The organism is Paracoccus tibetensis, assembly GCF_900102505.1.
Classification (GTDB): Bacteria; Pseudomonadota; Alphaproteobacteria; order Rhodobacterales; family Rhodobacteraceae; genus Paracoccus; species Paracoccus tibetensis.
Window position 1 is genome coordinate 86,009 of record NZ_FMVT01000012.1, and the last position, 21,749, is coordinate 107,757.

Annotated in this window: 16 protein-coding genes and 1 pseudogene; 7 read left to right on the forward strand and 10 right to left on the reverse strand. The window is 64.9% G+C overall.

Annotation, left to right across the window (positions count from 1 at the left end; all coding sequences use genetic code 11):
* Positions 1-164: 164 nt before the first annotated feature.
* Complete coding sequence (locus tag BLP73_RS15770) at positions 165-1,997, forward strand: ABC transporter ATP-binding protein (protein ID WP_090746865.1); 1,833 nt, start codon at positions 165-167, stop codon at positions 1,995-1,997.
* On the opposite strand, the gene BLP73_RS15775 is transcribed toward BLP73_RS15770, so the two are convergent.
* The 3 genes from BLP73_RS15775 to BLP73_RS15785 form a co-directional block, all read right to left on the reverse strand.
* Positions 1,994-2,332, reverse strand: coding sequence for a hypothetical protein (locus BLP73_RS15775; protein WP_090746868.1), 339 nt, complete (start codon positions 2,330-2,332; stop codon positions 1,994-1,996). The two genes, BLP73_RS15770 and BLP73_RS15775, sit on opposite strands and share 4 nt — an antisense overlap.
* Positions 2,332-3,255 carry a DnaJ C-terminal domain-containing protein gene (locus tag BLP73_RS15780; protein WP_090746871.1) on the reverse strand — a complete coding sequence of 308 codons (924 nt, stop codon included), beginning with the start codon at positions 3,253-3,255 and terminating at the stop codon, positions 2,332-2,334. The genes BLP73_RS15775 and BLP73_RS15780 overlap by 1 nt, the downstream gene beginning before the upstream one ends.
* A 119-nt stretch (positions 3,256-3,374) precedes the next feature.
* Positions 3,375-4,433, reverse strand: coding sequence for an aldo/keto reductase (locus BLP73_RS15785; RefSeq protein ID WP_090746874.1), 1,059 nt, complete (start codon positions 4,431-4,433; stop codon positions 3,375-3,377).
* A 289-nt stretch (positions 4,434-4,722) separates the two neighbouring features.
* Between BLP73_RS15785 and BLP73_RS15790 the strand changes: the two genes are divergently transcribed.
* On the forward strand, positions 4,723-5,427 hold the full coding sequence (locus BLP73_RS15790; RefSeq protein WP_245686707.1) for an autoinducer binding domain-containing protein: 705 nt from the start codon (positions 4,723-4,725) through the stop codon (positions 5,425-5,427).
* Here the strand turns inward: BLP73_RS15790 and BLP73_RS15795 are convergent.
* A complete protein-coding gene (locus BLP73_RS15795) occupies positions 5,381-6,871 on the reverse strand; it encodes a phospholipase D-like domain-containing protein (RefSeq protein WP_090746928.1) in 1,491 nt (496 codons plus the stop codon). The genes BLP73_RS15790 and BLP73_RS15795 overlap by 47 nt on opposite strands.
* Before the next feature lie 105 nt (positions 6,872-6,976).
* Complete coding sequence (locus tag BLP73_RS15800) at positions 6,977-7,552, reverse strand: DNA-3-methyladenine glycosylase (protein ID WP_217630702.1); 576 nt, start codon at positions 7,550-7,552, stop codon at positions 6,977-6,979.
* Positions 7,553-7,909: 357 nt separating this feature from the next.
* Here BLP73_RS15800 and BLP73_RS15810 point away from each other — a divergent pair, with 357 nt between their 5' ends.
* On the forward strand, positions 7,910-9,331 hold the full coding sequence (locus tag BLP73_RS15810) for a tyrosine-type recombinase/integrase (RefSeq protein ID WP_090746880.1): 1,422 nt from the start codon (positions 7,910-7,912) through the stop codon (positions 9,329-9,331).
* Positions 9,332-9,638: 307 nt separating this feature from the next.
* On the opposite strand, the gene BLP73_RS15815 is transcribed toward BLP73_RS15810, so the two are convergent.
* Positions 9,639-10,727: an aldo/keto reductase gene (locus BLP73_RS15815; protein WP_090746883.1), complete on the reverse strand. Its 1,089-nt coding sequence runs from the start codon at positions 10,725-10,727 to the stop codon at positions 9,639-9,641.
* 100 nt (positions 10,728-10,827) lie between these two features.
* Here BLP73_RS15815 and BLP73_RS15820 point away from each other — a divergent pair, with 100 nt between their 5' ends.
* Positions 10,828-11,715 carry a LysR family transcriptional regulator gene (locus BLP73_RS15820; protein WP_090746886.1) on the forward strand — a complete coding sequence of 296 codons (888 nt, stop codon included), beginning with the start codon at positions 10,828-10,830 and terminating at the stop codon, positions 11,713-11,715.
* 57 nt (positions 11,716-11,772) lie between these two features.
* Here BLP73_RS15820 and BLP73_RS15825 read toward each other — a convergent pair whose 3' ends face one another.
* The 3 genes from BLP73_RS15825 to BLP73_RS15835 are packed head-to-tail and all read right to left on the reverse strand — an operon-like array spanning position 11,773 to position 16,062.
* On the reverse strand, positions 11,773-12,525 hold the full coding sequence (locus BLP73_RS15825; RefSeq protein ID WP_090746889.1) for an SDR family oxidoreductase: 753 nt from the start codon (positions 12,523-12,525) through the stop codon (positions 11,773-11,775).
* Positions 12,455-14,995 (reverse strand): S8 family peptidase, encoded by a 2,541-nt coding sequence (locus BLP73_RS15830; protein WP_090746892.1) that lies wholly within the window; start codon positions 14,993-14,995, stop codon positions 12,455-12,457. The genes BLP73_RS15825 and BLP73_RS15830 overlap by 71 nt, the downstream gene beginning before the upstream one ends.
* Positions 14,996-15,048: 53 nt before the next feature.
* The gene (locus tag BLP73_RS15835; protein WP_245686701.1) at positions 15,049-16,062 is read right to left on the reverse strand and encodes an AAA family ATPase; all 1,014 of its coding nucleotides are present in this window, start codon (positions 16,060-16,062) and stop codon (positions 15,049-15,051) included.
* A 337-nt stretch (positions 16,063-16,399) separates the two neighbouring features.
* Between BLP73_RS15835 and BLP73_RS15840 the strand changes: the two are divergent.
* Together BLP73_RS15840 and BLP73_RS15845 are read left to right on the forward strand one after the other, a co-directional pair.
* Positions 16,400-17,899, forward strand: a pseudogene (locus BLP73_RS15840) (IS1182 family transposase).
* Between the two features lie 809 nt (positions 17,900-18,708).
* Positions 18,709-19,185, forward strand: a complete 477-nt coding sequence (locus tag BLP73_RS15845) for a DUF6653 family protein (protein ID WP_245686702.1) — start codon at positions 18,709-18,711, stop codon at positions 19,183-19,185.
* 53 nt (positions 19,186-19,238) lie between these two features.
* On the opposite strand, the gene BLP73_RS15850 is transcribed toward BLP73_RS15845, so the two are convergent.
* Positions 19,239-20,141, reverse strand: coding sequence for a DMT family transporter (locus BLP73_RS15850; RefSeq protein WP_425415700.1), 903 nt, complete (start codon positions 20,139-20,141; stop codon positions 19,239-19,241).
* A gap of 596 nt (positions 20,142-20,737) precedes the next feature.
* Between BLP73_RS15850 and BLP73_RS15855 the strand changes: the two genes are divergently transcribed.
* Positions 20,738-21,673: a hypothetical protein gene (locus BLP73_RS15855; RefSeq protein ID WP_245686704.1), complete on the forward strand. Its 936-nt coding sequence runs from the start codon at positions 20,738-20,740 to the stop codon at positions 21,671-21,673.
* Positions 21,674-21,749: the final 76 nt, after the last annotated feature.

Below are 21,749 nucleotides of genomic sequence, written 5' to 3' on the forward strand. Positions count from 1 at the left end.
CCGGTTCTGTTGATCGTTCCGTCCCTGCGGAACCGGGCTCATCATCGGGCGAAGCCCAAAGCAAAAGCAAGATGATTTGCGGGTCCGCGCCGCGGGCGTTTCGGCTTTGACTTTCGTTTGGGCGGGGCTAGCCTTTCCTCTTGGACCTGGAAGGACGCCGCGCCATGCTTGACGACAAACCCCTCGTTTCCATCGAAAAGCTGCGCGTCGAGTTCGAGACGAACGACGGCGTGGTGGTGGGGGTCAAGGATGTCAGCTTCACCATCAGGCCCGGCGAATGCGTCTGCGTGGTGGGCGAGTCCGGCTCGGGCAAGTCGGTCAGCTCGCTCTCGCTGATGCGTCTGGTCGAGTTCGGCGGCGGCACCATCGCCGGCGGCAGGCTGATGTTCGAGACGGACAAGGGCAAGGTCATCGACCTGGCCACCCAGTCCGGCGCCGCGATGCGCGACATCCGCGGCAACCAGATCGGCATGATCTTCCAAGAGCCGATGACCGCGCTGAACCCGGTCTTCACCGTCGGCGACCAGCTGACCGAGGGGCTGATCGAGCATCGCGGCCTGAAGAAGTCCGAGGCCCGCGCCCGGGCGCTGGAGATCCTGCGCCAGGTCCGCATCCCCGAGCCCGAGCGCCGGCTGGACCAGTATCCGCACGAGCTGTCGGGCGGCATGCGCCAGCGCGTCGTCATCGCCATCGCGATGGCCTGCGAGCCGCGGCTCTTGATCTGCGACGAGCCGACGACCGCGCTGGACGTGACGATCCAGGCGGAAATCCTGGCGCTGATCGACCGGCTGAAGCGCGAGAAGCAGATTGCCGTTCTTTTCATCACCCATGACATGGCCGTGGTCGCGCAGATGGCGGACCGCGTCGTCGTCATGTATCGCGGCGACAAGGTCGAGGAAGGCCCGGTCACTCAGATCTTCGAGACCCCGCAGCGGGACTACACCAAGATGCTGCTCGCCGCCGTGCCCCGGCTCGGCGAGATGACCGGCAAGCCCGCGCCCGAGCGCCTGCGCCTGATGGGCGACGGCAGCCACGGCGCGCCCGAGCCGATCGTGGTGGCCGACCCGAAGCCGCTGCTGACGGTCCAGAACCTGACCACGCGCTTTCCGGTCAAGGGCGGCATCCTGCGCCGGACGGTGGCGCGCGTCCACGCGGTCGAGGATGTCAGCTTCACCCTGAACGGCGGCGAGACGCTGTCGCTGGTGGGGGAATCCGGCTGCGGCAAGTCCACCACCGGCCGCTCGATCCTGCGGCTGGTCGAGCCGGCGTCGGGGACGGTCGATCTTGCCGGCACCGACATCATCGGGCTGTCGCCGTCGGGCCTCAGGAAGGCGCGGCGGGACATGCAGATGATCTTCCAGGACCCGTTCGCCAGCCTCGATCCGCACATGAAGCTCTACGACCAGGTGGCAGAGCCGCTGCTGAACTACGGCATCGGCAGCCGCTCCGAGCGGCAGGACCGCATCGCCGCCCTCTTCGACCGCGTCGAGCTGCCGCGCAGCTTCATGCGCCGCTACCCGCACGAGATGTCGGGCGGCCAGCGCCAGCGCATCGCCATCGCCCGCGCGCTGGCCCTGAACCCCAAGCTGATCGTGGCGGACGAGGCGGTCTCGGCCCTTGACGTGTCGGTGCAGGCGCAGGTGCTGAACCTGCTGATGGAGCTGCAGCAGGACCTCGGCATCTCGATGCTGTTCATCAGCCATGACATGGCCGTGGTCGAGCGGGTCAGCCACCATGTCGCGGTCATGTATCTGGGCCGCATCGTCGAGATCGGCACGCGCGCCCAGGTCTTCGAGAACCCGCAGCACAGCTACACGCGCCAGCTGATGGCCGCCGTGCCTGTCGCCGATCCGCGCCAGAAGAAGATCAGCGAGGACCTGAAGTTCAAGCCCATCCCCTCGCCCATCCATCCGGTGGATTATCAGGCCACGCCCTCGATCTACCGCGAGGTCGCGCCGGGGCATCGGGTCCTGGTGGACCCGGTGACCCATTCCTAGCGGCGCAGCGCCTCGGCCAGCCGGGCGCGCAGGCGCGCGCGGACCTCGGGCGGCTCGCCCGCCAGCGCCGTCATCAGCGCGCGCAGATCGGCGCGCAAGGTGCCGGCCTCGTCGATGAGCGACAGGACCAGGGCGGCCGTGTCCTCGGGGCTTTCGCTGATGGCCTCGAGATCGCACGCGAGTTGCAGCCGCGCCAGGTCCGCCTCGCGGAAGCGCGGTCCCTCGGCCGTGTCGACAGGCTCCACGACATGGGCGGCCAGAAGCACCTCCAGCCGCGCCTCGTCCAGCTCGGCGATCTCGGTCAGCGTCTCGTGCCGGGAATAGAGGCGGATCATCAGACCATCCCCTTCCTCGGGTCGTAGCCGTGGCTCGCCCGCCAGGTCTCGAGGAAGGCGGCCAGTTCGTCATCCACCTTGGGCGGCATGGCCACGCGCAGCTCGACATGCTGATCGCCGCCGTTGATGCCGCGCCCGCGCAGCCGCAGCTTGGTGCCGCTGCTGGCGCCCTTGGGGATGTTCAGCGCCACCGGGCCGTCGATGGTCGGAGCCTGGACTTTGCCCCCCAGCACCGCCTCGTCCAGTGTGATCGGCAGCACCAGGTGGATGTCGTCGCCCTCGCGCCGGAAATGCGGATGCGGCGTGACCGACACTTCGAGATAGGCATCCCCCGGGCCACCCTTGCCGCGGCCCGGCCCGCCCTTGCCGCGCAGGCGGATCACCTGCCCGTCGCGCACGCCCTTCGGCACGGCGACATCCAGCGAGGCGCCGTCCGGCAGCGTGATCCGGGTGCGGCCGCCCTGCGCGGCGGTCATGAAATCGACCGTCAGGGCGAAGCGCAGGTCCTCGCCCTTCTGGTCGCGCGCGGCGCCGGCCGTGCCGCCGCCGAAGCCGAAGCCGCCGAACCCGCGGCCGCTCGTCCGCTGGCCGAAGAGGTCCGAGAAGACGTCCGACAGGTCGGGGTCGCCCTCGAAGCCGTGGCTGCGGGCATAGGGATTGCCCGCGGCCTCGGCATGGGGGCGGTAATGGCGGCGCATCCGCTCCTGCCCCTGCGCGTCGATCTCGCCCGCGTCGAAGCGGCGGCGCTGCTCGGGGTCCTTCAGAAGGTCATAGGCCGCCGATGCCGCCTTGAAGCGGGCAGCGGCGGCAGGGTCCGGGTTCAGGTCCGGGTGGTCCGTTTTGACGATGCGCCGATAGGCCTTCTTGATCTCGTCGGCGCTGGCCGTCCGGCCGACGCCCAGGGCGTCATAGGGGTCTGCCATGCTCTACCTCATCGAAATGCCGTGTTGCTAGCAAGATAGACGCCGCCAGAGCCGCATCAAGTCGGGGCCGCATCAAGTCGGGGCCGCATCAAGTCGGGGCCGCATCAAGCGGGTCCGCATCAATAGGGCAGCGGATGGCGCTTGTGCAGCTTGTCGATCCCGCGCAGCAGCTCCTCGGGCAGCTCGCGTCCGAGACCTGCGATCAGGTGCCGCAGCTGCGCCAGCGTCGTGGCCCCGATGATCGGCACGACCTTGAAGGGCCGCGTCAGCTGCCAGGCGATCGCCATGTGCACCACGTCCCAGCCATGCTCGGCCGCAAGCGCGCCATAGGCGGCCGCCGCCTCGACCCCCTGCGCCGTCTTGCGCCCGCCAAGATTGCCGGGCCCGCCCGAGGCCTTGTCCACCGCCGCACGGCTTCCCTCGGGGACCGCGCCGCCGGAATACTTGCCCGTCAGCAGCCCCGCCGCCAGCGGCGAATAGGACAGCAGCGTGACATCCTCGTTCACCGCCACCTCGGCCAGGTCCGTGTCAAAGAGGCGGTAGAGCGGCGAGTACTCGTTCTGGATCGCCGCCATGCGCGGCCCGCCCGTCCGGTCCGCGACATCGCACCAGCGCGTCAGCCCCCAGGCCGTCTCGTTCGACAGGCCGACTGCGCGCAGCTTGCCGGCCGCGACCGCCTCGGCCATCGCGCCCAGCACATCCTCCATATGCGCCAGCGTCGCCGCCTTGTCCTGCCCCGACGGGTCGTATCGCCAGTTCTGCCGGAAGGCGTAGGAGCCGCGCACCGGCCAGTGCAGCTGGTAGAGATCGATCCGGTCGGTCTGAAGCCGCGTCAGCGAGGCGTCGATGGCCGCGCGCACGATCTTGCCGTCAAAGGGCGCGCCGTCCCGCACCATCTGGCTCGGGCCGGTGATCTTGGTGGCGATCTCGACGGCGTCGCGGTTCCCGGTGCGCGCCAGCCAGGTGCCGATGATCTCTTCCGAGCCACCGACCGTCTCGCGCCGGACGGGGTTCACGGGATACATCTCGGCGCAGTCCATGAAGGTCATCCCGACCTCGAGCGCGGCGTCCATCTGGGCATGGGCCTCGGCCTCGTCCGTCTGGTTGCCGAAGGTCATGGTGCCGAGGCAGATCTCGCTGACCTCGACATCGCTGCCGCCCAAAGTGACGCGTTTCATCCGCTGGCTCCTGCTGCGCTGTTGCGGCGGCAGGCTAGCGCCCTGACGGTCAGGCGCAAGGGCGTCGGCGCCCCCTTTGCAGGGGGCGCCTGTCCGGCTGAAATGATTACCTGCTTAAATGGTGAACGGCCTGGACACCGTGCACGCGTAGGCAGACCCCACGCCCTCGGCCATAGACCCATAGGTCTATGTTGCCCCTGCGCCACGGGCGAGGCATTCTGTCGATGCCGCGCAGACGATATTTTGCGGCACAAAGCTATTTCGAACGACAGGATGACCGCCCGTGCTGATGGAAGAGATCGAGAACCGACTTGCGGCGCTGGCCCCGCGGGGCGTCATGTGCGCCTTCCACCTGCGCTACTCGCGGCCGATGCGCCACCTGATGACCTATCCCTCGGACTGGATCGACACCTACACGCGCGAGAACCTCATCGCCTGCGATCCCGTCGCGATCTGGGGCATCCGGCATACCGGCGCGATGCGCTGGTCCGCGCTCGAGGGCCGCGTGCCCGATCCGCTGGACGTCTTCGCGAAGGGCCGCGCGCATGGGCTTGCCTTCGGCGCCGTGGTCGCCTGCGGCCCGCCGCAGTCGCGCACCGTCTGCGGCTTCGGACGCGATGACCGGGACTATACCGATGCCGAACTGGCGCGGCTGGAGGCGCTGGTCGTCAAGGCCCATGACCTGCTGGAGCAGCGCCACACGCTGCGTCCCATCCTCCTGTCGGCGCTGGAGGCCATCGGCTGCGGCATGACCTATGATCAGGCCGCGGCGCATCTGGGCATCTCGCGGACGGCGCTGCGCTACCGCCTGCGGACGGCGCAAGAGGCGCTTGGCGCGGCGGACACGCAGGACGCGATCCGCCGGGCGGTGGATGCGGGACTTCTGAGCAGCAACAGCTTCACCGGCATCTCGCGCGGGCTGCCGACGGGGCCGGCCGCCCCGGAGGTCAGCGGCCGGCCTTCCGAAGGCGACGCGGCCAGCGCCAGCCCTTGAAGAGACTGCGGCGGCTGAGCGGCTCGAAGATCCGGTCCGGCCCGTTGGGATCGAGGATCTCGTTGTCGGCCAGCCACTGCTCCAGCCCCGACAGCTCGGGCAGTTCATAGGGCTTCAGCGTCCGCCCCTGCCCCGGCGCGCGGCGCAGCCGCTCGATGGCGCCGATCAGCCCGTGCTCGGCGATGGCGGCGGCGACCTCGTCCTCGCGGCAGCCCAGATGCTCGGCCAGCAGATCGTCGCGCAGCTGCGAGATCTGCGCGCGCAGGCCCGTGTCGCCCTCGCGCTCGGCCGGCAGCAGCACGTCGCATTCGGTGTCCAGCCGCATCGAGCGGTTGTTCATGTTGGACGAGCCGACGCGCAGGAAGCGGTCGTCGACGACCATGATCTTGGCATGAACGTAGATCGGCGCGCCTCCGGCCGTCATCGGGTGATAGACGCGGAAGCGGCCGTGCCGGTCGATGCGGCGCAGCGCCTCGATCAGCCGGGCACGGGCCGTGTCCATCGCCAGGGGCTCCAGCCAGCCCTGCGCGCCGGTGGGGTTGATGATGACGATCTCTGGCGGGTCTTCGCCCGTCAGCCGCGCGGCGATGGCCTGCGCGATCTTGCGCGAGGCGAAATACTGGCTCTCGGCATAGATCGTCTTCCGGGCGCCGGCGATCAGGTCGAGATAGAGCTGCTCGATCTCATGCGCGGTCTCGACCTCGGGAATGTCGGGCCGGGTGCGCGAGACGGCGACGCGGACCGTGCGGAAGGCGGGCGTCAGCCCCTCGGGCCAGAGGCTCGCGCCGGGCGGGACCGGCTCCAGCCGCTCGCCGCAGGCCACCTGCCAGCGGTCGCGGGCCAGGTCCCCGAGGATTCGCGCGGCCTGCCCGTCGCAGGCCACGGTCGCGTCATGCCAGGGCTGCTGCGGCTGGCCGTCCGGCCCGAGGCGGCGCGGGTCGTCGTCCAGATGCTCGCGCCGGTCCCACCGGCCGGCGGTGATGTCGATTCCGCCGCAGAAGGCGAGCGCGTCGTCGATCACCACGATCTTCTGGTGGTGCGAGCTGGTCAGCGGGTGCTTGGCATCCAGCTTCAGCGTGATGCGGGGATGCGCCTTCCAGCGCATGATGGTCCACCAGGTGCGCCCGCGCAGCATCGCCAGGAACGCGCCGGTGTCCCACCTCAGCAGGCGGATGTGCAGCCCTTTCCTCTGGCGGGCCAGCCACAGCACGAAGTCGCCCAGCTTCTCGGGCCCGGCATCGCCATCGGCCGGATCGCCCAGCCTGATGCGCGCATCGAAGTCCCAACCGATCATCACGATGCTGCGGCGGGCGTTCAGCATCGCGCGGCGCAGGGCGGTAAAATAGGCGTCGGCGTCGATGATGACGGCCAGCCGCTCGGCCTCGCCCACGCGCCAGCAATTCGCGCCGGGGCGCACCAACGCCTCTTCCGCAGCGTCCCTCATCATTCACCCGTCACTCAAGATGTCCCCGCGCCCGACCACTACGCCGCAGACGGCGCAGGCTTGGCAAGAGGCAACACGCGGCGGGCAGGCTCTGTTCCCGCGCCCTCATCCGCCGGCGCGGCTTTCCTGCTGCCCCCGCGGGAAAGGCCGGCTGAGCCCGCTTGCGCCGGCCAGTCCGAAACGCCAGGGCAGGCCCTGCGCGCGGCTGATGCCGATCCGCGGGCCGACGAGCAGCGGGGGCTCAGCCTGCGCCAGCGTGATGGCGAGGTCCGGCCCGTCCAGCGAGGCGCCGTCATCTTCGGCCCGGATCGCCAGCGCCTGCGCCAGCCGGCCGGGGCCGTTGCACAAAAGCGCGCTGCCGCCGCGCCGCTGCCGCATCAGCGCCAGCCCCTCGGTCGGCGCGATGGCCCGGATCAGAGCCGCCTCGCCCGGCCGGCCCACCACGTTGAGGCACAGATGGATGCCGTAGGAGCGATAGACATAGGCATGTCCCGCCGGGCCGAACATCGCGCCGTTACGCGCCGTCGGCCCCCGGAAGCTGTGCGAGGCCGGATCGTCCCGCGCATAAGCCTCGGTTTCGATGATGATGCCGCCCACGCCGCGGACATGAAGCAGCGCGCCGATCAGCCGCCGCGCCAGCGCAACGGCATCGAGGTCCGCGATCGCCGCCGAAAGGCTCACGGGGCCAGCCACGGGGGGTCAGGGTTTTTCATGGTCACGCTGAGTCCTCGGCCATCGCGATGGACCAAGGCACATGCACGGGCCGATGCCTGAGGAATGGGAGAAAATGGTAGCGGAGGAGGGACTTGAACCCCCGACACGCGGATTATGATTCCGCGATACGCCGCATCTCCAACGTTCAAAAATGCCAGTATACGCACTTTAAAGGGCGTTTTTTCTATTTAAAAACAATAACAAGATAGTCTTTTATTCTTTTTCTATCGCGCAGCCTTAACCAAGTTGCATAACCGCAACCGCTCGATTTGTGCCACCGTTGTGCCACCATCGTCATGCCCTTACGTGTCCTTGGGGCATAGGATGGGAGGCTTTGCATTGGCGAAAACTACACTTACCGAGAATTTCATCAGGAACATGCGGCCGGATCGGAGGACCGAGGTCTTGGATACGGAAGCTGGCTTGATGCTGCGCGCATACCCGTCAGGACGTAAGATCTTTGCGTTCCGAATGCGGGGCAAGGACGGACGGATCCAGAACGCCATCGTTGGAGAGTATCCCGATGTCAGACTTTCGGCTGCGCGGCTGAAAGCCTCGGCCCTGCGCCAGCAAGTGCGAAATGGCGGCGATGTCACGGCCGCGGCACAAAAAGTAGCACTTGCCAACGATGAGGCAGCAGAACGGGAAATTCCGACCTTCGAGGATCTCATAAAAGAATATTCAAACGCGATGGCCGGCAAGCTCAGGATCTGGGAGAAGACGAAACGCGGTTTTGCGTCGGAGGCTGAGAAACGGATCAAGGCCGTCTTTGGCAACAGGTTGTCAACCCGGGTGACCGAGCTAACCTTGCTCGACTTCTCAGCCGACATGTCTCGCTACCAGCCGCTTTCTGGGAAGGATACCGCGAGCGGTCAAGTTTCACGAGCACGTGCATATCTTTCGCCTGTCCTTGATTGGGCTGCAAATCGGCGAAAGTTCAGCAAGGTTGGTTCAGGGCGCTTGCCGTCGCTTTCCGTGGTAGACCTAACACAAACGCACGACCCCGCGTCGGACGACGATAAAATCACCGGTAGACGGGACCGATCACTGAGTCAGGCTGAGATGGAAACTCTGCTGCCTCTTCTCGTATGGCCCGCTCCTGCGTCCCTCGCGATGCATACCAGACCCGAGAATGACGTTAGGCCGATCGCCTTGAGGTTCCTGCTGCTCACCGGAGCGCGGCTGGACGAGATGGTGAAAATGCGATGGCGGGATTTTAAGGAAGACGAGGGCGATTGGCACAAACCTCGTGTGAAGACCGTTCGCGGAAAGCCACGGCAACAGACGCTTCCCTTGTCCTACGCAGCGATCAAATTGCTGCGTAGCCTGCCAAACTTTGAACGCCGCCGCCCCAATGATTTGGTATTCCATAACTCGAAGGGGAAAGAGCTTGGGAACTGGGATCGAATTACCAAGGCGCTGCAGCGCGAAAGTGGGACGCAAGCTTGGCACCGTCATGACCTACGAAGAACTGCAGCCACGATCATGGATGCACTGGATGTCTCTGCGCGCGTCATCGATAAAATTCTGGCCCATAAGGCCGGGTCTAAAGATGAAACCGTAAGCCGGGCGCTGGAAAACTATTTGGCATCAATGTTCAAGTTAGATTTCATTGAGGATCCGCAGCGTGAAGCCTTAGATAAACTATCGGATGCCTATGCCTTTATCGAGGATCCGAAGGCCTTTAAAAGAGGTCGTGCCCCCGCATCATCCAGATATCGGGCGTCTATCGACACGGCCATGTGAGGACGGGAAGTTCGGGTTACCTGTGTGCTGTTCAACTCCTCCTCGGCCACACGAAGATGGGCAGCACCGTTCGCTCGGGGTGGATATTGAGGATGCACTGTCGCTGTCGGAGGCAATAGACCTGTAGCCATGCTTTCGGCCGGGGCTTCAGTCCCGGTCGGCCGAAAGCCGCCGGTCATGCTATTGTTGGCCCTGTAATGCAGCCTTCTAAAGTTGGACGGTGGTGCAACGCGCAGCGACATCTTCATGCTATATCCGCAGTGTGAGAAACGGCCAAAGCAGCTCCGCGGCTGGTCACCGCCTCCTTCTACGGCTTCACGGACTGCCCGCCGAAGATCACCTCGCGCGGGAGTTGGAAGATGAAGTAGGGGTTGAGCGCCGGCAGAGCGCTGGCTTGCTCCAGCCGGGCCTGCTGTTCCGGCGACAACGTCACCTGCAGCGCCTCGATATTGGCCGTGACCTGCTCCGGCCGGCTGGCGCCCATCAGCAGCGTGCCGACGCCCGGCCGCGACAGGACCCAGGCCAGCGCCGCCTGCGCCATCGGCACGCCCAGCCCGTCCGCCACTTCGCGCAGGACGTCCACGATCCCGAAGTTGCGTTCGGTGAACAGCATGCCGCCATAGGGGTTGTCGCCGCTCAGCCGGTCGCTCCTGCCCGCTTCGGCATCCATGGCGCGGTCCGGAACCGCCGAGGCACGGCCGGCCTCGGCCAGCATCTCGCGGCCGTATTTGCCGGTCAGCAGGCCGCCGGCCAGAGGGCTCCAGGGCATGATCCCCAGGCCGAAATGTGCGGCCATCGGCGCGAGGTCCAGTTCGACCCCGCGATCGATCAGCGACCAGGCGTTTTGCAACCCGATGGGCCCCGGCAGACCTTGCGCCGCAGCCAGCGTGGCGATGGTGGCGACATACCAAGCCGGTGTGTTCGAGAACCCGTAATAGAGGATCTCGCCGCGCGCGACCGCGGCGGCCAGCGTCCGCAGCACCTCTTCCGGCGGGGTCGTCCGGTCCCAGACATGCATCCAGTAAAGGTCGATCCGGTCCGTCCCGAGGCGCCGCAGCGAACCCTCGATCCCGAGACGGATGTTGATCGCCCCGTTCCCGCCATGCAGCGGATGGCCCTGCGACCGGGCGAAGCCGGACTTGGTGGACAGCACCAGCCGGTCCCTCAGTCCGCTGTCCGTCACGAACTGCCCCAGCATCCGCTCGCTCTCGCCGCCGCTATAGACGTCGGCCGTGTCGATGACGTTGCCGCCGGCCGCCACATAGGCGTCGAAGATGCCCCGCGCCTCGGCAAGATCGCTCCCCCATCGGCCGGCGCCGAAGGTCATCGTGCCAAGTGTCAGTGGACTGACGATCAGGCCGGAGCGGCCGAAGCTGCGGTAATCGGTCATCTGCATGGGTCATGCTCCTCACTGCGGTGATGCGGTGAACCTAAAGCCGCGCGGCGCGCCGCATTAGCCGCTTTCCGTGGCATGAGCCTGTGAGTATTCTTCACAGATGATGCGGCAAAACCTCAACGATCTGGCAGCCTTCGCGGTCATCGCCCGGACGCGCAGCTTCACGGCGGCGGCGGCGGAACTGGGCGTGTCGCCCTCGGCCCTCAGCCATGCGATGCGGGCGCTGGAGGAACGGCTCGACCTGCGACTTCTGGCGCGGACCACCCGCTCGGTCGCGCCGACCGAGGCGGGCATGGCGCTGCTCGGCCGCCTCGCCCCGGCGCTGGCGCAAATTGATGAGGGGCTGGAGGCGCTGGCGGACTGGCGTGATGCGCCGGCAGGGACGGTGCGGGTAACGACCTTTCACTGGATCGCCGCGACGCTGCTGGCGCGCAAGCTGCCGGGGTTTCTGTGCCGACATCCCGGCATCACCGTCGAGGTGAACGTGGATGACGGCCTGCGCGACATCGTCGCCCTGGGCTTCGACGCCGGCATCAGGCTGGGCGAGAGCGTTGAGCGCGACATGATCGCCGTCCGCATCGGCCCGCCCCTGCGCACGTTGGTCGTGGCGACGCCGGCTTATTGGGCGGCCCATGGTCGGCCCATGCATCCGCGGGATCTGCTTGCCCATCCCTGCATCACCTACCGCAACCTCGGCAGCGGGACGCTGATGCCGTGGGAGTTCGAGAAGGACGGCCGGGAGCTTCGTATTCAGGTGCGGGGGCCGCTGGTCTGCAACTCGGCCGATCTCGCGCTTGCCGCGGTGCGGGCAGGCTGTGGCGTCGGCTGGACGATGGCAGAGGATGTCACGCAGGACGTCGCCGCCGGCCGGCTGGAGCAGGTCCTGGACGAGTGGTCCCAGCCTTATCCCGGCGCGTTCCTCTATCACCCGAGCCGCCGACAGGTGCCGCCGCCGTTAAAGGCGCTGATCTCGCACCTCCGGGAATAGCGAGCCGGGGCTGCACGCCGCGGGGCCGGCACGGTCGCGCCGACCCCGGAGACCCGATCAGATCGCCTGCCCGCCCGAGACCTCGATCCGCTGCCCCGTGACCCACCGGTTGTCGCCCGAGAGCAGGCTCGCCACCATCGGGCCGATGTCGTCAGGGACGCCCACGCGGCCCAAGGCCGTCATGCCGGCATAGAGCGCATTCACCTCGGCGTTGTCCCGCACGATGCCGCCGCCGAAATCGGTCTCGATGGCGCCCGGTGCCACCGTGTTCACGGCGATGCCACGGGGCCCAAACTCCTTTGCGAGGTAGCGTGTCAGCACCTCGATCGTCCCCTTGGCTGCGGCATAGGCCGAGAAACCCTCGGCCGAAAGCCGGGTGAGGCCGGACGAGAAATTCACGATCCGCCCGCCATTCGCGATATACGGCAGCAGGGCCTGCGTCAGGAAGTAGACGCCTTTGACATGCACGTCGAAGAGCCCGTCGAACTGCGCCTTGGTGGTCTCGGCGAAGGGCGTGAACTCGCCATGCCCGGCGTTGTTCACCAGATGATCGAAGCTGTCACGGCCCCAGACATCGAGCAGGCGGCGCTGCAGAGTGCTGGCGAAGGCCGAAAACCCAGGCAGCTCTGACACGTCCAGCCTCATCGCGACGGCCTCGCGGCCACGCATATACGGGGCACTAGAGGAACAAGGGGAACAGAACATCGAAGAGCAATGCAACTCATGGCCAAGCGTATGGTTACAGAGTGACGCTCGCGGCGATCTTGGCAGCAACGATGGCGCTGATTTCAGAGTGCATATCGACAGCATAGTCGGGAGCGGAGATGGAAATTACCAGCGCATAGCGCCCCTTGTCGTTGAACCGCTTCTGCCCGGGATGGGTCTTCCACCAGCCGGTGACAGGATAGACTCCTATGGCGTCATGTGAGGAAAGGTCGATAGCTTTCCCGCGCCAGAGGTCGCAATGCAAGGACCCGGCCTGAACTGCGGCAGGGCCGACAAGCCAGTATTTTCCTTCCTGCTGTGATACGGCCTCATCCTTCTCCTGCCGACCTGACACTCGGCGTTTGAACTGCTCCTTTGTTTCAAGCCGCCTTTTCATCGCGAATCGGAGACCAAAGGAGCGATAGGTTTCGGGACGCGTTGCCGCGCGGCCTGACAGGTTTGGTTCGATGAAGTAGGAAAGCGTCACTTTCATGGTGACAATTCCGTTCTCAATCTTTTCAAGCACGCCTTTTGGCCAAGGCAGGTCATAAACGTGCATTTCGTTGAAAACTGGTCCGCCGCTCTCACCGATCACAAAGGGCTGAATCGGGGCCTGTGCGATCAGCGTCACGTCATTACCTGCCGAGCTTATGGCGCGTTGAAGATCGGGAACACCGTATCCGACTTCTCGCAGGATCGCTTGCTTCGCGGCTTTATTCCCGGTCTTCCAATGCTGTCCGGTGCCGATCAGCCGCTTGCGGATGGGCTCGGGCCAGTGCGCAGAATCAACGGTCAGTGCCCGGTGCGTCTCGGGCCAAAGGTCAGGCAAGGCCGCTTGCAGCGTGCCAATGAAGTGTCCCGCCATCCCTGCCGCCGCGCTGGTGGCCCAGAACGGCACAAGCGGCTCGTGCATGACACTGGAGCCTGGAGCGAGAAGGGAAACCGATGGCTCCCATCCGCAATCCCCGGACGGATCGGCAATCATGTTGCCTGCCTCGAACAGCACTTCGGGCTTGATCGGGGTAAGGTCGGGCGACAGCGCCTGCGATCCCAAGCTAAACGGGCTGCGGTGGTTTGCGGGCACAACCGGCTTCAAGCCGGGCGGGTTCGTAGGCGGGGTCTCCTTACGAGTGAAGCCGCCTATAGAGAGAGAGTTCCAGCTTTGCGACGGGTCTTCGAGAGGATGCGAAAGCCGCACATGGTCGAGCTTTCCTCCCGGCATGTTGCCGGTTGCCACCACCATCAGCCTTTTGGGTCGTTCGGCCGCCGGGACTCCGTCCGCCTGATCACCGGGCATCGAACCCGAAGCGATCTGATCCAACGCGCCGCTCCAACTGGACGGCCTCTCGGGTGGAAAGTCACAGGCCGAGTTCGCGAGGCAGAAAGCACGGCGCACGTTCGGCCTCTCTGCCTCCACCAACGCAACCGCGCCTTCGGTCACGACCCCATAGCTCGGAGGCCTGGTTTTTGGGAAACCCCGTGGCGGAAGCAGCTTCATTGACTCGATGGCATGGGTAAGCTGCACCTGCCGCGCGTCGTTCATCAGGGGTTCAAGATCACCATAGAGTGCCAGTCCGGCGAGGGGAGTGCCGTGCCCTCCATTCGGATAGTGGTCGTCCGCCCCCCATGCCGCATCATAGGCCCAAGCCCCATGCAGGGCAGGCGCGATTAGCGGATGCTGTGCTGCGATGCCGGTATCCAATACGCAGACCGCGTTGGCATTCTGCGGCGGTGGGTCGATGCGCTTGGCGAGATTTGCGGTCCAATCATGCGGCCCAATGCCCTTCGCTCCCCGGTCGAGAAACGGTTCAATCGTCCCGATCGCCTTCCTGATCTCTGTAACTGCTCCCGGGATACGCCCGACGAATCCGGCAATTCCCTCGGCCGAGGCATGAACGAAAAGCACCGTGGTGTCGGGAAAGAGGAGTCGGTCTTCGTGAACCTCTAGCGCCGCGAGCCGCGCCGCAGCAGCAACCCCTTCGGCGATTTTGCCGTCATGCCGGACCCAAAGCTCCCACCACAGTGGTTCGACGGACACAAAATCGACATTGCCGACAAAAAGGGAATTGGCATCGGCTGCACGGATGGTCTCGATTTTCTCGAACCTGTCTACATCCGGGCGGAGTTGATTGCCTTGCGGTTGACCGTAGGAGCTAATGCGTCCCTTCAAGGAAGTGCGGGCATCATCCGGCACAAAGAGTAGCGCACTTTCCGTCCGGTCGTCGCGCCGCTCCGACCGCAGAACAACCACGTCCTGCGCGGGGAACTCCAACCCTTTCGGCAACTTCACGGCTTGGGCGCGGCTACCCTGTGGCGGGGGCGCGGTGCCGACTTCGACGACGGCACCGGCCTTCAGCCCCTCCACTGGCAGGCGAGTATCCTGTCCGGCAACGGGAATATCCCCCAGGGCTGCGGTCAGTTGATCGAGAAGATCCTTAGAATGCGCCGCATAATCATCCCGAAGCGGCTTGGGGTCTATTTTTCGCCGTGGATACGAATAGGCTATCCCAACCCGAAACACATCAAATGAGATATGCAAGTGCTTTCGCGCACCAAAATCGCTCTGCTCCGCCATCAGACCCTGCTCTGCAATTCCATAGGCTAGTCACTCACGCTCTGATGGCAAAGCTACAGACCGGAGCCCTTCCGAAACTTGCCTTTGAACGTCTGGCGATCATGCAGGGCCGCGCCCAGGACGTCAGCCGAAATCTTTGTCGCACCGTCGATAATTGCGTCTTTCACCACGGAATCCGCGGCCCGGACCAGTTCTCCCGGGCTCAATCCCGCAAGCGTCGAAGCCAAACCGGACCATGACCGGGTGTTCAACTTGAACTTGCCGAGCCGCTTTTCGATGATCTTGCGCGCGGCCAACGGATCAGGCAGCAGATACTCGACAACTTCATCAAAACGCCGCGCCAGCGCTTCGTCCAGAATTTCTGCGTGGTTTGTCGCAGCCAGCACAAGGCTATCCGTGGAGTTCGGCTCCTCCATGAAGGAGAGCACAGAGTTCAGCACCCGTCGGATTTCGCCCACGTCATTCGGATCGCCCCGGCGCGCGCCAATAGCGTCGAACTCGTCAAGAAGATAGACGCCCCGGGTCTGCGCGATTTGATCGAAAAGAACACGCATCTTTGCGGCCGTCTCGCCGAAATAGCGGCTGAACAGGGACTCAAGCCGCACGGTGAACAAGGGCAGCCGGAGCTCCCCGGCAAGCGCCGAAGCTGTCATAGTCTTGCCCGTCCCCGGCGGCCCGACAAGAAGTAGATGGGTGGCGGGCTTTTGCCCGAAGTCCCGAAGTGTGGCACGTTCCTGCTGCTGCCTCACCACACGCGCCAGACGGTTTCTCACATCATCCGCCAGCACCATGCTCGCGAAGGTAGTCTTGGGATAAGTGCTTTCGACAAGCCCTTGAAGCTCGGCACGCGGCCGGGCCATCGGGATCGGGATCTGCCCGCCCGCCGGAGTGCCAAGGCGGCGCTGGTCGCGGGCCTTCTGCACAAGGCGCTTCAGCTTCTCCGCATCATCGGGTTTCCCCTCACGGGCCTGCTGTGCAGCGATCTGCAATGCCACCGAAAAGAACTGATCTTCGTCGCCCTCAATGTGCGAATTGAGAAGGGCGAGAATCTGCCGTGTCGTCATCATGCTCGCCCCCCTCATCAGTGTCGCCGGAATCACAATGCACCCGAGCCTGCGGGCGGGTCACCATTGGACAAACTCTCTACCCGAGACGTGGATTCTGCGCCACGAAAAAGGCATCTCTATGTCGTCCCGTCCCATCCGAACGGCGTGATGGCAACATAACGCCCGTAAACCGGGCGACCGGGTCTTCACGCCCTGCTACGTCAGAACCGCAAACCCTGACGGCCGCTATGTCGAATGCCCCCGCGCAGCATGGACGAAGCTCGACCAGCAGCTTTGGGCCGGCCTGTGTCAAAACCTGGCGATGTGCTATGCTTTCCTGACGTCGGGAGGGCAGTCCATGACCGGTTTTGTCGAAGGTGTGCAACGATGCCAGACGTCGCTATTCCCGGATCGGCTCGACAACTGGATCGGTGAGGATAACCTTGTCCGCGTCGTTGATCTGTTTGTCGATGAGCTTGATCTGTCTGGCCTCGGGTTCAACCGCGCCATGGCTGCAAGGACGGGGCGGCCGGATTATCGTCCGGCCACGCTGCTGAAGCTCTTCGTCTACGGCTATCTGAACCGCATCCCATCCAGCCGGCGGCTCGAGCGCGAGGCCGGGCGGAATGTCGAGGTGATGTGACTGACAGGACGCCTGGCGCCCGACCACAAGACCATCGCGGAGTTCCGGCGCGCGAACGGCGGTGCCATCCGCAAGACCTGTGCGCAGTTCGTGGAGCTATGCCGCCGGATCGGCGTGCTGAAGGACGACTGCGTTGCCATCGAAGGAGGCAAGTTCAAGGCGGTGAACAATGAAGCCGCGAACGCCACCGGTCCGAGAGAGTGGCCAAATGACAGGAACTTCACCAAGGGCAAGATCGCCAGCCGGCTGGCTCATCTGGAGGCCGACGTCGAACGCTACATCGACGAGATGGTGCGCATCGACCGTCAGGAGGAAGGCGAGGCGCGGGCCGAGCGCGTGCAGCACCTCGGCCGTCGCGACAGTCGCATCCGGCAGGAGATCGCCAGGCTGAAGGTGATGGACAAGGCTTTGGCCGATGCGCCGGACGGCCAGATCTACCTAACGGACCCGGACGCCCGCGCCATGGCGACCAGCGCCCGGCACAGCGGCATGGTGGGCTACAACGTCCAGAGCGCGGTTGACACCGAGACCCACCTGATCGTCGCGCACGAGGTCACCAACGAGGGCTTCGACCGCGACCGGCTCAGCCCGATGGCGGTCGCGGCCAAGGAGGCGTTACGGCGCGATGAGCTGCACGCCATTGCCAACAAGGGCTATTTCAGCGGCCACGAGATCCTGGCCTGCTTTGATGCCGGCATCACCACGAACGTGCCGCGCCCGGCTACCTCGGGCAATGCTGCCAAAGGGATGTATGTGAAGGCCGACTTCACCTACGACGCCAATCGCGATGTCTACATCTGCCCTGCCGGCGAGGAGTTGACCTACCGCAGCACCAGCGACGAGCGCGGCGTTCAGGTGCGGCGCTACTGGGTGATCGGATGTTAGAGTTGCCCGCTCCACAGCCGATGCACCACCGGCAGCGAGCGAAGGATCACCCGATGGGAGCACGAGGATCTGGTCGAGGGCGCCAGGCAGAGGCTCGGCCGCGATCCCGATCCGATGACCCTGCGCCGCTGCACCGCTGCACCGCTGCACCGCTGCACCGTCGAGCATCCCTTCGGCACGATCAAGGCCTGGATGGGCGCCGCCCATTTTCTGACGCGGCGGCTCAGGAACGTGCGCAGCGAGATGGCGCTGCAGGCGCTGGCCTACAACATCAAGCGGATGGTGGTGCTGATCGGCATCCGGCGGCTGATGCAGGCGATTCAGACCTGATTGCCGCTCCGTAGCCCCTTGCTGTGCCGCCCGGACGCTCACACTAGACTTCCGGCTCGGACGTCCGGGGCAGTAGCCAGAACAGGACGGCAATACTCCAACTACTCGGAAGCGCCTTGCCCCACCGACGCGCTGGTGGGGTTTTGACACAGGCTCTGCCGTCTGCTCACGCTGCACCTGCATTAGCCCAGGCCGGCGCGAATGTCGCACGTGGGCTCTTCATGCCGGGCTGCCGCTCCTCGCGGCAGGAACGGTGCAAGTTACCCTCTGACCCGCGCACTCGGCCCATAGCGGCCGGACGACCCTTCCCCGACGCTGCAGTGCGGCTTCCCAAAGCGGACGTCGGAGCTGGTCGCAGCGAGATAGACCGGCCGCAGGCGGTGCGGCGTGTGGCTGCTTTGGTGGAAACCGAGGTGCGGGCGCTCGCCATGGTCACGATCGGGCCGGCACGCGTCATCGGCCGCGCCCTACGGTAATGCCCGGCGCACCTGCTGAGCTGACGCTCTACGACCAACCGCGCGGACGGCGCGGCTCTCGACGACAACCTCCTGCAGCTGACAGCCGAGATATGCCGGGTGTCGGTGTCGAGCCATGTGAAGGCAAAGGTTGGCAGGCTCCCGGCTCTCCCGTGCGGGGGCGCAGTTCCAACACCACGCGCGAGACCGGCCATCCGGCGTTGGCATTGTGTCGCGCAGTTCAAGCTGGCAGCCCGTCTGATCAGCATGCCAAGGTGGTGCAGGGACTACGGAGACATGTGAGGTGGCGTCATGTTCCATGCTCTTGCAAGGGGCGCGCAGCGGCTCATGACAATGGACGATGCGGTCTGGGCGCGCCACGCCAACCCGCTCAGCGGGTGGTCCCGCGTGTTGATCCTGCCGTTGCTTGCGATGGCCGTGTGGAGCCGGCTCTGGATCGGCTGGTGGGCGATCATTCTGGTTGGCGCGGTGCTGATCTGGACGTGGCTGAACCCGGGCCTGTTCCCGGCGACTGCGTCTGTCGACAACTGGATGTCAAAAGGCGTTTTGGGCGAGCGAGTCTGGCTGTCATGGCAGGGCGATCCCCGGCTTGCCCATCACGCGCCGATCATCCGTGCATTGACGCTCACCTCCCTCGGCGGGCTCGGCCTGCTGCTGGCCGGCCTGGCGGTGCTGAGCGTGCCGCTGACCACAACTGGCCTTGCCGCCGCAATGCTGTCGAAGCTCTGGATTCTGGACAGGATGGTCTGGATCTATTCCGACGCTGGTTTCCCGGAGGGGTTTGACCGAGATACGACCGCACGCGGCTGAGCTGCCAACATTGCTCCGCTCGCCCTGTCCCTCGGCTCAGGCAAGTGCCGAAGCTAGATGCCCGCCCGGAGGCTCGCCTTCTGCCCGCGCCACAGGATGAAGAGGCCCGACAGCACGATCAGCCCTGACCCCACCAGCATCCCGAGCGTCAGCGTCTCGCCGAAGACTGCGATCCCCAAAGCCGCCCCGAACAGCAGCCGGGTGTAGCGGAACGGCGTGACGGCCGACACATCCCCCGTCCGCATCGCCTTCATCAAACAGGAATAGGCACCGATGCCGATGAGGATGACTGCGACCAGAAGCAGAGCCGCGCGAGCATCCGGCCACCGGAACGATGCGCCCTGCCAGGCGGAGAACAGCAGCCCCGCAGCCGCCAGCGCAAGAAAGCCGTAGAGGCCAAGGATCGCGGTGCTCAGGCTGCGGGGCGCGGCGCGGCTGGCAAGATCACGCCCTGCAAAGCCCAGCATACCCACCAGCGCCAGAAGCGACAGTGCCGAGAAGCCCTCCGTTCCCGGCCTCAGGATGATCATGACGCCGAGAAGGCCGAGGCAGATGGCCGTCCACCGCCTCCAGCCCACGCGCTCGCCAAAGATCAATGCGGCCGAAGCCACCACGACCAATGGCGTCGCCTGCAGGATTACCGTCGCGGTGGAAAGCGGGATCAGCGCCAGAGCCAGCACGTAGAACAGCCGCCCCGTGATCTCGAACAGCACGCGAAGTCGCATGGCGGGCGCGAACACGTCGGGCGTGACAAGCGCGTCCCCCTGCCGCAGGGCGATGGCCACGAAGATGGCCGCGCCGCCAAGGCCGAAGAGAGTGAGGATCTGCCCCACGGGAAGAAGATCCGAAACGGCTTTCACCAGCGCGTCCTCGACCGCGAAGGCCGCCATCGCCGCGATCATCCAGGCGGCACCGACGATGTTGCGGCGATGAGCGGGGTCAGTCGTCATAGCCATGTTCCCCATCGCCGCTGCAGAGCCAGCGCATATGCCACCCTGCTGGCATGCGCAAACCTCTAGGAGCAGCGCCTGAGACGGCCGGATGTGCTAGCTGCGAGGTGCCAAGCGCGGCACATGTGCCGCTTGGCAACCACGAGTTCCGCGCCCGTCCGTTAGGTTGGCTACCGACCAAAGCTTTGGCCCGAGAAGGACGGCAGTGATATATCGCGCCTCCGGCGGCCACTCCGCGCTGGCCTGGGTGGCACTTCAGCAGCTTCGCTACCCCCCTACGCGCACCACCGGCGATAGAAACCGGCTGTGGCGGGGTGCCGGTCAGACGTATGCTGGCGCACGCTCCCCTGCCTCCCTCAACCGGCCAATTGTTGATGATCTGGCTTTGGATGCGCGACGAGGGACCTGCACTGACGGAGCAAAGCCGGCCCTGAGCGAACTTTCATGCTTGCGGCTATGAATGACTGGTCCAGCGCAAAAGTGGACCGTCAGAACGTGGAGAAGACCCTAAAAGAGCGACCGCGCGAACATCACGCTTCGGCAACCTTTAGTTGCCTACGGCGCACAATATTTGGTATCGGTAAAGAAACCTCCCCCAGCATATGGCGGCCACGTTGCTTATTCGTCCTCGTCTTACAGATTATCATGGAGTTCACGCGGCGCAGGCCGATCTCGACTTCGCGATTCCATTTCTGGACGAGGACATTCCCCTATACCTCGACCCCTTCATGCTGTGGCGGTCGCCCTCTCAGCAGGATCAGGCGCTACACACAGGCCTGATCAATGCATTCAATCATCTTGGAGTTCTCGTCGAGCAAGGCAAAGAAGCGCAGGCAATCGAGACACTGATCATTGCATCCGAGTGCGACGAGGTCGGCCTGGGCACATCCCTGACCCGCAAGGGAAAGCGGATCGGCGCGGATAAGGCACGCGAGATCATTGACCTGTTCAAAGCGATACCGCGCTATCGGAAGAGCGGATTCCGACATTTCGAGGAGATTCAGTTCTTCATCGAAGGAATATCGAAGGACCGCATTTCCGATATTGGCTGCAATTTCCTGAAATCATTTCTGATCGACTTCACGATTGAGCAGTGCCAAAAACTTGGCGTTCCGACTCAAGATTGCGCCGTCGAGCATGTATATGACGCTCGCTTGGGTATGTTTAGACGGGAGGTGGGCGTGCCATTGCCCGTGAATCCTGAAAATGGCTCGCCGATCATCTTTGTGCCAAAGCGGTGGCTGCGGTTTGCCCCGTGGATTAGCTACGACGATTACTTTGAAAAGCACTGCCCGCAGGACGAGATTTCGCACAAGCCTGAGGAACTGACACGGGTTAAGGTTCTAAGCTATAACCGGCAAAACTACGGCGTCATTGATCACTATATCCAGTCAAAAGAACGCACGGCAGACGATTGCGCGAACGATCCACTGTTCTCACAAATCCCCGTCACTTCGGCGAAGCGGGTCTTTGCGGAGATAAAGAAGCTGCCGACGGGGAAAATAAACGGCGCAGATGCTAGGCTCCAGACTCATTGATCGTCAAAGCCAGAAGATGACGGTTGCGGCGAGGGCGACGGCGGAGAGGAAGGTTTTCGCACATCTGTCGTAGCGG

Excerpts from the sequence above, each read along its gene's own strand:
- BLP73_RS15770 (WP_090746865.1), top strand. The coding sequence starts at position 165 with ATGCTTGACGACAAACCCCTCGTTTCCATCGAAAAGCTGCGCGTCGAG.
- BLP73_RS15850 (WP_425415700.1), bottom strand. The coding sequence starts at position 20,141 with ATGGCTATGACGACTGACCCCGCTCATCGCCGCAACATCGTCGGTGCC.
- BLP73_RS15780 (WP_090746871.1), bottom strand. The coding sequence starts at position 3,255 with ATGGCAGACCCCTATGACGCCCTGGGCGTCGGCCGGACGGCCAGCGCC.
- BLP73_RS15845 (WP_245686702.1), top strand. The coding sequence starts at position 18,709 with ATGGACGATGCGGTCTGGGCGCGCCACGCCAACCCGCTCAGCGGGTGG.
- BLP73_RS15775 (WP_090746868.1), bottom strand. The coding sequence starts at position 2,332 with ATGATCCGCCTCTATTCCCGGCACGAGACGCTGACCGAGATCGCCGAG.
- BLP73_RS15795 (WP_090746928.1), bottom strand. The coding sequence starts at position 6,871 with ATGAGGGACGCTGCGGAAGAGGCGTTGGTGCGCCCCGGCGCGAATTGC.
- BLP73_RS15830 (WP_090746892.1), bottom strand. The coding sequence starts at position 14,995 with ATGGCGGAGCAGAGCGATTTTGGTGCGCGAAAGCACTTGCATATCTCA.
- BLP73_RS15790 (WP_245686707.1), top strand. The coding sequence starts at position 4,723 with ATGGAAGAGATCGAGAACCGACTTGCGGCGCTGGCCCCGCGGGGCGTC.
- BLP73_RS15785 (WP_090746874.1), bottom strand. The coding sequence starts at position 4,433 with ATGAAACGCGTCACTTTGGGCGGCAGCGATGTCGAGGTCAGCGAGATC.
- BLP73_RS15815 (WP_090746883.1), bottom strand. The coding sequence starts at position 10,727 with ATGCAGATGACCGATTACCGCAGCTTCGGCCGCTCCGGCCTGATCGTC.
- BLP73_RS15825 (WP_090746889.1), bottom strand. The coding sequence starts at position 12,525 with ATGCTGTCGATATGCACTCTGAAATCAGCGCCATCGTTGCTGCCAAGA.
- BLP73_RS15820 (WP_090746886.1), top strand. The coding sequence starts at position 10,828 with ATGATGCGGCAAAACCTCAACGATCTGGCAGCCTTCGCGGTCATCGCC.
- BLP73_RS15855 (WP_245686704.1), top strand. The coding sequence starts at position 20,738 with ATGGCGGCCACGTTGCTTATTCGTCCTCGTCTTACAGATTATCATGGA.
- BLP73_RS15835 (WP_245686701.1), bottom strand. The coding sequence starts at position 16,062 with ATGATGACGACACGGCAGATTCTCGCCCTTCTCAATTCGCACATTGAG.
- BLP73_RS15810 (WP_090746880.1), top strand. The coding sequence starts at position 7,910 with ATGGGAGGCTTTGCATTGGCGAAAACTACACTTACCGAGAATTTCATC.